This is a genomic window from Streptomyces niphimycinicus, assembly GCF_018883605.1.
Taxonomy (GTDB): Bacteria; Actinomycetota; Actinomycetes; order Streptomycetales; family Streptomycetaceae; genus Streptomyces; species Streptomyces niphimycinicus.
Map to the genome: position 1 here is coordinate 1 of NZ_JAHLEM010000648.1, position 10,963 is coordinate 10,963.

Here is a 10,963-nt window from a genome sequence, read left to right on the forward strand (position 1 = left end):
TCGGCGTCGGGCGCGCCCCCGGGCCCCGGCCCAACCCCGGGCCCCGCGCCCGCCGACTACCGCGCCGCCTTCAATGTGGCGCGCCTCGCCATGGCCGTCGTCGACCGCGAGGGCAGGGTGCGCGACGCCAACCCCGCGCTCGGCGCCCTGCTCGGCACCGATCCGGCCATGCTGACCACCCGCAGCGCGGCGGATCTGGCCAATCTGCGCGAGGATCCGCGCACCTGGAAGGAGTACCGGGACGTCCTGGGCGGCCGTCTCGCGCGGCTGCGCCGCACCCGGCGCCTGCTGCGCCCCGACGGCCATGCCCTGTGGGCCGAGATCACCATCGAGCCCGCCCCGGACAGCCACACTCTGCTGCTGTCGATGGCCGACATCAGCGATCAGCGGGATCTCCAGGGGCGGCTGCGCCATCTACAGATGCACGATCCGGTGACCCGGCTGCCCAACCGCAGCCTGTTCTTCGAGCGGATGACCTCGGCGCTGGAGGCGGCCACCTACGACCACGGGGGCACCGGCCGGATCGGGCTCTGCTATCTCGACCTGGACGGTTTCAAGGCGGTCAACGACACCCTCGGCCACCGGGTCGGCGACCGGCTGCTCGGCGCGGTCGCCCAGCGGCTCACCGAATGCGCCGCGCCCGGCGGCCATCTGGTGGCGCGGCTCGGCGGGGACGAGTTCGCCCTGCTGGTCCGCAACTCCACCGGCACCGAGCAGCTCTGCGACCTCGCCCGGTCGCTGCTGGCCGCCCTACAGGAGCCGTTCGACGTGGGCGGGCAGCGGCTTTCGGTGTCGGCGAGCATCGGCGTGGTGGAGCGGCCCGCGGCCGGCACCCACACCACCTGGCTGATGCAGGCCGCGGACACCACGCTGTACTGGGCCAAGGAGGACGGCAAGGCGCGCTGGACCCTCTTCGACCCGGAGCGCAACGCCCATCGGATGACCCGGCAGGCGCTGTCCAGCACCCTGCGCCCGGCGGTCGAGCGCGAGGAGTTCGTGCTCGACTACCAGCCGCTGGTGGGGCTGGGCGACGGGGTCGTCCGGGGGGTGGAGGCGCTGGTGCGCTGGGACCATCCGCAGTTCGGGCGGCTGTCGCCGAACCGGTTCATCCCGCTGGCCGAGGAGAACGGCGCGATCGTGCCGCTGGGGCGGTGGGTGCTGCGCACCGCCTGCCGCCAGGCCCGCGCCTGGCAGTTGGCCAATCCGACCCATCCGCTGGTGGTCAGCGTCAATGTGGCGGTCCGCCAGGTGTGGGACTCCGACCTGGTCGCCGATGTCGGCACGATCCTGGCGGAGACCGGGCTGCCGCCGCATCTGCTCCAGCTCGAGCTGACCGAGTCGGCGGTGATGGGGTCGACCGGGCGTCCGCTTCAGGCGCTTCAGCGGCTCAGCGACATGGGCGTGCCCATCGCGATCGACGACTTCGGGACGGGCTACTCCAACCTCGCCTATCTCAGCCGGCTGCCGGTCTCCACGCTCAAGCTGGACGGCTCGTTCGTCCAGGGATTCCGGGCGGAGGAGCATCCGAATCCGGCCGACGAGACCATCGTCGAGGCGCTGGTGCAGCTCGCGCACCGGCTGGGCCTCACGGTGACGGCCGAATGCGTGGAGAGCGCCGAGCAGGCGGAGCGGCTGAGGCGGATCGGCTGCGACACCGGACAGGGGTGGTTCTACTCCCGTCCGGTGCCGCCGGACCGCATACAGACGATGATCACCTGCCCGGCCTCCGGCTAGCTGGGGCTACGCCTCCGTCTGCGCCGTCGGGAGATCGTAGGCATCCGCGATCAGCTCGTACGAGCGCAGACGGGCGTCACGGCCGTGCGCATTGGCCGTGATCTTGATTTCGTCCACTCCGGTGCGCTTGATCAGCCCGTCGAGCCCCTCGCGGACCTGGTCCGGGGTGCCGTACTCGACGTTGGCGAGCCAACTGTTGATGAAGTCGCGCTCGATCTCGTTGAACTCGTACGCCTCGGCCTCCTCGGGCGTCGGCACCAGACCGGGGCGGCCGGTGCGCAGCCGGACCATGGCCAGGGCGCCGGTGAGCACCTGCCGGTGGGCCTCCTTCTCGTCCTCGGCGGCGAAGGCCGAGACGCCGATCGAGGCGTACGGCCGGTCCAGCGCGGCGGACGGCCGGAAGGTCTCGCGGTAGAGGTCCAGCGCGGGCACGGTGTTGGCCGCGGAGAAGTGGTGGGCGAAGGAGAACGGCAGACCGAGCATCCCGGCGAGCCGGGCACTGAATCCGCTGGAGCCCAGCAGCCAGATCGAGGGCCGGTCGGCGGACTGGACCCCGCCGGGCACGGTGCCCTGCACCGGCCCCGGCACCGCGTGGATACGGGCGTAGCGGTGGCCGTCGGGGAAGTCGTCGTCAAGGAAGCGGGTCAGCTCGGCGAGCTGCTGGGGGAAGTCGTCGGCGCCTTCGCGCAGCCGGTCGGTACGGCGCAGGGCGGCGGCCGTGGCCCCGTCGGTGCCGGGCGCGCGGCCGAGGCCGAGGTCCACCCGGCCGGGGGCGAGCGCCTCCAGGGTGCCGAACTGCTCGGCGATGACCAGCGGGGCGTGGTTGGGGAGCATCACCCCGCCGGAGCCCAGCCGGATCCGCTCGGTGTGCGCGGCGAGATGGGCGAGGATCACCGCCGGGGAGGTGCTGGCGACCCCGGGCATGGAGTGGTGCTCGGCCACCCAGAAGCGGTGGAAGCCCCGGCGCTCGGTCAGCCGGGCGAGCTCGGTGGTGGTCCGCAGCGCCTCGGCGGCCGTCGCCCCGCTGCCGACGGTCGCGAGGTCCAGCACCGACAGGGGCACCGGTGCGCTGCCGAGCGGCCGGGCCCGGATGGTGTCGTGCTGGTCGTCTCGCCGGTCCTGCTCATCGGCCACGGTGGCCCGCCTCCCTGGTCGCACTGCGGTGCGCGTACGTCTGTCCGGACTTCTCCGTCCAGGTACGCCTCTACGTCTACCGCCCGCATTCAACCGGAGAAAGGCTCCGCTTTATTCCCAGCCGCTGCTGCCCCGCCGCTGTGTGGCCCACGACATCCCCGCCCCGGCATACGGCCGGGTCCGCCGCCACCTGGGGAGGAGGTGTGGCGGCGGACCCGACGGCGGTGTGCCGTGCTCGCGCGGACGGGCCTAGCCCGCGGTCCGCACGGTGCGGCGACGGTGGATGGCCAGCGCCGTACCGGCGCCGCCGAGCACCAGCACACCCGCCGTGAGGCCGATGGGCAGGGCGACGGAGGTGCCCCGGTCGTCGGCCAGACGCCGGGTGGTGAGGGCGTTGGCGGCGGCCGCGTTCACGATCGGGGCGTGGGCGGCCAGCGCGGAGGTCGTGTAGTGACCGGCCTTCTGCACCGACGCGACCGAGCCGTCGGACTTCAGCAGCACCTGGGTGTTGTTGGGGTGGCGGAAGTCGAACAGCCCGGAGAGCGAGTTCGCCCGGCCGTCGAAGGAGGCGTCACCGATCCGGCCGGTGTGCCAGTTGTCCTCGATGAAGCGGGTGATCGAGGTCTGCTCGGTCTGAGTGTGGTCGACCTTGTTGGCCTTGCTGAAGGGGGAGATCACCAGCAGCGGCTGCCGGGGGCCGGGGCCGCAGCGGTCCTGGTAGCCGGCCGCGGGCTCGGGGCCGGACTGGCAGGCGGGGCTGTCGGTGGCCTTGCCGTTGGAGCCGGCGGTCTGGTCCTTCGACCCGTTGAGCGGCTTGGCGTAGGCGTGGTCGTACCAGCCGTCGCTGTCGTCGTACGCCACGACGACCGCGGTGTCCTTCCACTGCGGCGACTTCTGGATCGCGTTGATCTGCTTGACCAGGAAGTGCTGCTCGTCGATCGGGTCGGAGTAGGCGGCGTGGCCGTCCTGGTACTCGGCGGCCTTCAGGAAGCTGACGGCCGGCAGATGGCCCGTCTTGAGCGCCGCGTCGAAGTCGGTGAGGTCGTAGTTGTGGTTGGCCTGACCGCTCCGGCCGATCTCCCCCACATTCTTCGGCGGAAGGTGATGCGGATTGGCCGTGGACTTGTAGTACTGGAACGGGGCGTGGTGCGGGCTGTAGTCCACCGACGAGGCGCCGCCGACGTTCTTATGGGTGGTGCCGGAGCACTTGGCGTAGTGGTCCTGCTGGCCGTCCCAGGCGGTGCTGGGCCGGAAGCCGCCCTGGAACCAGCCCCAGGTCACGCCCTTGGCGTTGAGCAGATCGCCGAGGTTCCTGCCCTGCATGCGGGCCAGGGCGTTCGCGCTGGTGTGGTCCTTGTTGGAGCAGTCGTCGAAGGCCGGATCCGGGTCGTTGATCACCGTGCCGACGCCCTTGGCATCCGGCGAGGCCACCGTGTACGCGTCCGGCTTGTCGGTCTGCCGGGGGTTCTCGGTGGAGGACTTGGGGTCGGTGGAGATCACGCCGTGGGTCTGGCCCGAGACCAGCTCCAGCGCTCCGGGGGTGGAGGGGCCGTAGGCCGAGCTGAAGGAACGGTCGCTCATCGCATAGTGCTGGGCGTAGTTCCACAGGCCGGTGACGGTGTTGCCGTCGTAGTAGTCCATCACCAGACCGGGCTCGCCGAAGAGCCCGGTGCACTTGCTGACCTCGGTGTTCTCCACGAACTTATCGGCCTTGCCGCCATTGGCCGCGTACTGCTCGGGTCCGTAGGAGTGGTTCTGGTCGCAGGTCATGGCCTGGTCACTGGCCAGCCGCTTGGGCTTGTAGAGATTGGGGTTCTTCTCCAGCAGCCCGGCGTGCGCCAGGGTGTCGATGTTCTTGGGTGTGTGCTCGGACGGCGTGAACTTCGTGCCGTCCGTGTTCGCCGCCTTCGGGTACGTGCCGAAGTAGTGGTCGAACGAGATGTTCTCGTCGAAGATCACCACCACATGCTTCACCGGGGTCGCGGTGTCGCCGCCCTTGGCGGGCGCGGCCCATGCGGGGGCCACCCCGCCCACGGTCGCCAGGGCCGCGGCGCCGGCCAGGGCACCCCAACGCGCTGCCCGGCCGCGCCGTCGGCCGCCTTCGGATCCTGCCGTGCCGCCCATCCCATGCCTCCACATGATTCGCGATTCACGCCTGCGCCTGATCCTGTGCCGCGGGCAGGACTCTCCGATGGAATCCATGGAGGCGGCCGAGTGAATAGAGGGTCAGAAGAATCCAAGGAACTCTTGAGGCGTTCTTGACCGGAAGGTGGGGCGGGGTCAGGACAGAAGGGTCCGTCCCAGCCAGTCGGAGCGGTCCCGCGCCCCGGGAAGCGCGAAGAAATAGCCGCCGCCGAAGGGGGTGATGTAGTCCACCAGCGGCTCCCCCGCCAGACGCTTCTGCACGGTTTCGAACTGACGCGCGAGATCCTGCTGGTAGCAGCAGAACAGCAGCCCCATGTCCAAGTTGCCGTTGGCGTCCATGCCCCGGTCGTAGTTGTAGGCACGGCGGAGGATGCGCTGGTCCTCGGTCCGGGCGGTGCGCGGATTGGCCATCCGTATATGGCTGTCCAGCGGAATGATGTCGCCCTTGGGGTCCTGTGCGTAGCGCGGGGTGTCGAACTCGTGCTGACCATCCAGCGGGGCGCCCGAGTCCCGGTTGCGGCCGAACATGCGCTCCTGCTCGCTGATCGAGACCCGGTCCCAGAACTCCACCAGCATCCGGATCAGCCGGATCACCTGATAGCTGCCGCCGGTCGTCCAGGCCGGCTCCCCGGAGTGGGCGCCCACCCACACCAGACGGTCCATCGCACGGGCGTCATCGGTGTCCGGGTTGGCGGTGCCGTCCTTGAACCCCAGGTGGTTGCGCGGGGTGCCGGACGGGCGCGGCGGGCTGACGAAGCCGTCGACGCGCCAGCGGATCTGCAACGCGCCCCGGGTGTGCCGGGCGATGTCGCGCAGCGCGTGCAGCACCGTGTCCGTGCTGTCGGCGCAGAGCTGAAGGCTCAGATCGCCATGGCACCAGTCGGGGTCGAGATCGTCGTCGGGGAAGGACCGCATCGCGGTCAGCCGCCGGGGCCTGCGGTCGCGCAGTCCGTACCGCTCGTCGAAGAGCGAGGCGCCCACGCCGACCGTCGCGGTCAGCCGGTCGGCGGCCACCTGGGAGCCCAGGGTGCCGGAGTCGGCGGGCGGCGCGGTGATCCCGACCGGGTCGGGGGTGCCTCCGGTGGTGAGGAAACGGCACCGCTCGGTGAGCGTACGGAAGGCGTCGGTCAGCTCCTCGCGGCCCTCGGCCATGGCGTCGAAGGCGATGAGCGCGGTGGCCCGCTGGGGCGGGGTGAGGATGCCGGCCTGATGGACGCCGTGGAAGGGGACGCGAGCGGGCTTCTGCTCCCGCCCCTCCTCCTTCGCGGCCGCCGTGCCCCCGGCCGCGGCCGCCACCGCGCCGACCGTGCCCGCGGCCGCGCCCAGCAGAAAGCCCCTGCGCAGCACCTCGCTCACCGGGTCCTCCGCACATCCATCAGCGCCGCCACCTGCGCCAGCCGCTCCACCAGCGCGCCCGCGTCCGCGTTGAGCCGCTGGCGGTCGGTGCGGCTCAGCCGGTCCAGCGGGGTCCAGCGGTCCCCGTGGTGCGAACGCTCCAGGGTCCGCTCGGTGCGGTCCAGGTCGCTCTTCAGCTCGGGCAGCCACGGGGCACGGGGCTTCAGCAGCGGCTCCAGCCGGGTCAGCACGGCCCGGGTGCCGTCAAGGTTGGCCCGCGCGGTGGCCACATTGGTGCCGCTGCCGTAGTCGGTGCGGCCGGTCAACTCGAACTGCACGGTGTTCTCCATGATTTCGTGCGCCCGCAGGCCCAGGTCGGCCGGGTCCATCCGCTCCTGCGGCCAGTCGTCCCGCAGCCCTCGGACGTCCTCGACGAGCCGGTCGGCGACCGGGCGCAGGGAGCTCGCGGACTGGCCGTGCCACAGGCCGTACTCGAGGCGGTGGAATCCGGTGAAGTCCGGGTCATGGACCCCGCCGGACAGCCCCGCCGTGGTGCCGTTGATGGCCCCGTCGGCGTCGCCGAAGGCACCATAGGCGGCGCCCATCCGCTCGTACACCAGATGGGCGGACAGCCAGGCCGCACGGGCCGTGGCCAGGTCACCGCAGCGGATGGCCGAGCGCAGCGCGTCCGTGCGCCGCACCAGCTCGTCCATCCGGCCCGTGACCCACTTCTGGTAGGCGATGGTGGGCGGGATCAGATCCTGCTGGTTGACCGGAACCGCGGCCGGACCACCGCCCCGCGCCGGTCCGGGGACGGTGACGGTGGGCCCGGTGACCGCGTCCACCTCCTCGGGCAGGCAGACGAAGGCATAGGAGCCCCCGCCGAGCGTGACGCTCAGCGGTCTGCTGGTGCCGGGGCCCAGGCCCTCCACCTCTCCGTAGACGGCGCCGTTCGCCGGATCGGTGAGATAGACCTCGGCCGGTCTGCTGGAGGTGTTCCGCAGATCGAAGACCTGCTTGCCACGGGTGGCATCGGTCCAGCCGCGGCCGCAGCCGCCCTCGGACACCTCGACGGAGGTGTGCCGAAGCCCGTCCGATGCCTTCGCGGGCGCGCTCGCGGTCGCGGAGGGGTTCGCACGAGGGTCGTCCGAGGAGTCTCCGCCGACCGCCAGCACGCCGATTCCGACGGCCGCGGCCACCGTCACCGCGCCGGCGACCAGCAGATAACGTGCCGGCGGGACCGGGGAGAGATGTTGGCGACGCACGGCTGCATGCTAGGCGCAGTCCGATAAGCGGAATGCCGTGATGGCGAAAGAGCGACATGGAATTCCGCCGGGATTCAGCTCCCCGTCACCGGCCCTCGGCCACCGTGTCGCGCCCCTCGGCGGCCGGACCACCCGCCGCTATCCGCCGCTCCGGGCGAAGAGCGTGCCCAGCCGGTCATGGACCGGATCGCGGCCCAGCAGCCGCAGCCCCTCCCAGACGGTGACCTGGTTGGCCGTGAGCACCGGCTTGCCCAGCTCCGCCTCCAGATCCGGAATCCAGGCGGCGGTGTGCAGGGCGGTGTCGGGAAGGAGCACCGCCTGGGCCTCGGGGTGATCCCCGGCGCGGGCCAGCTCCAGCACCTCGTCCCGGCCCCAGGTGCCGACCTCCGCGGCCGTGATGATCCCGCTGCCGCGCATCGAGACCACCTCGGCGCCCGCGGCCTTCAAAAATGCCCTGAAGTAGTCGGCGACATCCTCCGGATAGGTGGCGGCGATGGCCACCCGCTCGGCGCCGAGCGCCTGCACCGCGTGGGCGAAGGCGAAGGAGGTGCTGGAGGCGGGCAATCCGGCCGTCTCGCCCAGCTCGCGCACCTGCTCATGGGCGCCCTCCCAGCCGAAGACGAAGCTGGCGCTGGTGCAGGCCCAGACCACGGCCCGGGCCCCGCGCTCGGCGAGCTCGGCGACCCCGGCCGCGAGACGGGCCGCCGAACCCATCTCCAGCAGGGCGTCGACCCGATGGGCGTCCTCACCGATGTCGGTATGGACCAGGGGAAGCCGGATATCGCCGCTGTCGCCGCCGAGCATGCCTTCCAGGCGGGGGTATTCGTCCTCGGCGGAGTATCCGGGGTAGAGAAAGCCGACCGTGTCCGGGGCCGGGCGCGTCGAGTCCACCATGACTGCCTCCTTACTGGCGGCCCCCGTGAGCGCCGCCCCCTGCTGCACTGCTGTCACTTCTCATACACCGCGGAGGCCCGGCGGGTTCCCACCCGCCGGACAACTCCCCTCGCGCAGGTGACGGGCCCGCCCCTCGCGCAGGTGACGGCCCGCCCCTCACACCGGCGACAGAACCTGCCTGTCACACCGGCGGCGAGCCCGCCCCTCACACCGGCGGGCGGGCCCGCCCGTCACACCGCCGACGGGCCGCCCGAATCGTCGAGGTAGGGGCCCTCGCCGAGGCCGGTGCCAAAGCCCGGGTCGAGCCCGTCGGCCGGATCGCCGTCCAGCCCGGGCGACGCCGCCCCGGCCAGCGCCGCCTCCGGCTCGTCCACCACGGCCTCGACCGACTCCACGGCCTCGATGACCGATTCGACGACGGGGTCCGTCACCGGGAGCGGGCGGCTCATCGGCGACGCCGACATCCCCGCCGGACCGGACCGGGCGACCGGGTCCATCAGCGCCTGGTACGGCCCGACCGCCTCGGCGCCGATCGCCCGCAGCGCTGCCCACATGGTGACCTGGTTCGCGGACAGCACGGGCATCCGCAGCTCCGCCTCGAGCTGGGGAATCACGTCGTAGGTCGGCAGATTGGTGCAACTGATGAAGAGCGCGTCGGTCGCCCCGACCACCGCCTGCCGGGCCATGTCGACCACGTCGCGGTACGGCACCTTCCAGATGTGCCGGGTCAGGCCGAGATACGCGCGTCCGGTGACGGTCATCCCGCCCTCGGCGAGATACTCCTCGAGCGAGTCGGTGACCGAGCGGGTGTACGGCGTCACCACCGCGATCCGCCGGGCGCCGATCTCCCGCAGCGCCTCCAGCAGCGCGCCCGAGGTGGTCAGCGACGGGATCTCACCCGCCTGGGACATGGCCGCGCACATCGCGCGCTCACCGGCCACGCCGCCGACGAAACTGCCCGAGGTGCAGGCGTACGCCACCACTTCCGGCGCGACGGCCGCCAGTGCCTGCACCGCGTCGTGCAAGGTCTCGTGTTCGCTCACGAGCCGGGCCAGGTCGAGGCTGACCTCGACGGGTACGAACGGGGTACGGGTGAGGTGCAGGGAGACCTCATCGGGTACCCAGCGCCATAGTTCACGGTCGAGTGCGAAGTCGAACGGTGCCACCACACCCACACCGCGCTGCGGCTGTGGGCCACCCAGAAAAGAGACGTCCAAAGCGAGCCCCAATACGGAACGGAGGGACTGGACCATTGGCCAGAGGTTGCGATGGAGAGAGACCGGCCTACTGCCGGGGACGCCGGGACAGATGCCGTTGTTGACGACGGTAGTTTCCGCTGCCTAGCGTGGTCAATCCTCAAACTGAGGCGCCTGCCCCCTCCTTCTTCAGGCAAACCCATCCACGTTTCGAAACGGTTTCCCGCCTATGTCCGAAAGCACAGTTGTCGTCTTCGGCGACCAGCCGCCGGTCCACCTGGACCGGGTGGCCGACCGGGCGAAGGTGCTCGTCTGCGACGAGCATTCGCTCCCCCAGGCGCTCCCTGCCGCGGATGTGCTCCTGGTCTGGGATTTCACCTCCGACGCGGTCCGCGACGCCTGGCCGGGCGAGGGCCCCCGGCCGGCCTGGGTCCATACCGCGAGCGCGGGGGTCGACCGGCTGCTCTGCCCCGAACTCGTCACCTCCGACACCGTGTTGACCAATGCCCGAGGGGTCTTCGAGCAGCCGATCGCCGAGTATGTGGCCGGCCTGGTGATCTCCATGGCCAAGGACTTCCATGGAACCTGGGAGCTACAGCGGCAGCGCCGCTGGCAGCACCGGGAGACGATGCGGCTGGCCGGTACCCGCGCCGTGGTCGTGGGCGCTGGCCCCATCGGCCGGGCGATCGACTCCACCCTGGCCTCGCTCGGCGTGGTGGTCGACCTGGTCGGCCGCACCGCGCGGCCGGGCGTGCGCGGCGGCGACGAGCTGCCCGAGCTGCTTCCCTCGGCCGACTGGGTGGTGTGCGCGGCACCGCTCACCGACGCCAACCGCGGCATGTTCGACCGGAACATCTTCGACCGGATGAAGTCCACCGCCCGGTTCATCAACGTCGGCCGCGGCCCCCTGGTCGTCGAGAAGGACCTTACGGCGGCCCTGGTCGCCCGGCGGATCGGCGGCGCGGCCCTGGATGTCTTCGAACACGAGCCGCTGGCCTCGGACGATCCCCTGTGGGACGTGCCGGGGCTGTTCATCTCGCCCCATATGAGCGGCGACACGGTCGGCTGGCGCGACCATCTGGCCGAGCAGTTCCAGGACAACTACGAGCGCTGGTGCGCGGGCGAGCCACTGCTCAACATCGTCGACAAACGCCTCGGGTACGTACCGGTGGACTGATCGCACGACCTGAACGGAGAGCCGGATGACGGACATTCACAACCTGACAGCCGTTCAACTCATCGAGCGCTATGCCTCCGGCG

General features: G+C 71.3%; 8 protein-coding genes. 2 read left to right on the top strand and 6 right to left on the bottom strand.

The window, feature by feature from the left end; genetic code table 11:
* Positions 1 to 1,734 (top strand): putative bifunctional diguanylate cyclase/phosphodiesterase (locus tag KN815_RS38975; protein ID WP_301184691.1); only part of this gene is annotated, 1,734 nt, incomplete at its 5' end.
* Between the two features lie 6 nt (positions 1,735 to 1,740).
* On the opposite strand, the gene KN815_RS38980 is transcribed toward KN815_RS38975, so the two are convergent.
* The 6 genes from KN815_RS38980 to KN815_RS39005 all read right to left on the bottom strand — a co-directional run bounded on the left by KN815_RS38980 (position 1,741) and on the right by KN815_RS39005 (position 9,724).
* Positions 1,741 to 2,868, bottom strand: a complete 1,128-nt coding sequence (locus KN815_RS38980) for an LLM class flavin-dependent oxidoreductase (RefSeq protein WP_216346536.1) — start codon at positions 2,866 to 2,868, stop codon at positions 1,741 to 1,743.
* Between the two features lie 249 nt (positions 2,869 to 3,117).
* Positions 3,118 to 4,992, bottom strand: coding sequence for a phospholipase C (locus tag KN815_RS38985; protein WP_216346537.1), 1,875 nt, complete (start codon positions 4,990 to 4,992; stop codon positions 3,118 to 3,120).
* A 156-nt stretch (positions 4,993 to 5,148) separates the two neighbouring features.
* Complete coding sequence (efeB, locus tag KN815_RS38990; protein WP_216346538.1) at positions 5,149 to 6,369, bottom strand: iron uptake transporter deferrochelatase/peroxidase subunit; 1,221 nt, start codon at positions 6,367 to 6,369, stop codon at positions 5,149 to 5,151.
* Positions 6,366 to 7,613, bottom strand: coding sequence for an EfeM/EfeO family lipoprotein (locus KN815_RS38995; RefSeq protein ID WP_216346539.1), 1,248 nt, complete (start codon positions 7,611 to 7,613; stop codon positions 6,366 to 6,368). Before KN815_RS38995 ends, efeB begins: the two co-directional genes overlap by 4 nt.
* 138 nt (positions 7,614 to 7,751) lie before the next feature.
* The gene (locus KN815_RS39000; RefSeq protein ID WP_216346540.1) at positions 7,752 to 8,507 is read right to left on the bottom strand and encodes a maleate cis-trans isomerase family protein; all 756 of its coding nucleotides are present in this window, start codon (positions 8,505 to 8,507) and stop codon (positions 7,752 to 7,754) included.
* A gap of 230 nt (positions 8,508 to 8,737) precedes the next feature.
* Positions 8,738 to 9,724, bottom strand: a complete 987-nt coding sequence (locus KN815_RS39005) for a maleate cis-trans isomerase family protein (protein ID WP_216346543.1) — start codon at positions 9,722 to 9,724, stop codon at positions 8,738 to 8,740.
* Positions 9,725 to 9,932: 208 nt separating this feature from the next.
* On the opposite strand from KN815_RS39005, the gene KN815_RS39010 reads away from it, so the two are divergent.
* A complete protein-coding gene (locus KN815_RS39010; protein WP_216346541.1) occupies positions 9,933 to 10,880 on the top strand; it encodes a D-2-hydroxyacid dehydrogenase in 948 nt (315 codons plus the stop codon).
* Positions 10,881 to 10,963: the final 83 nt, after the last annotated feature.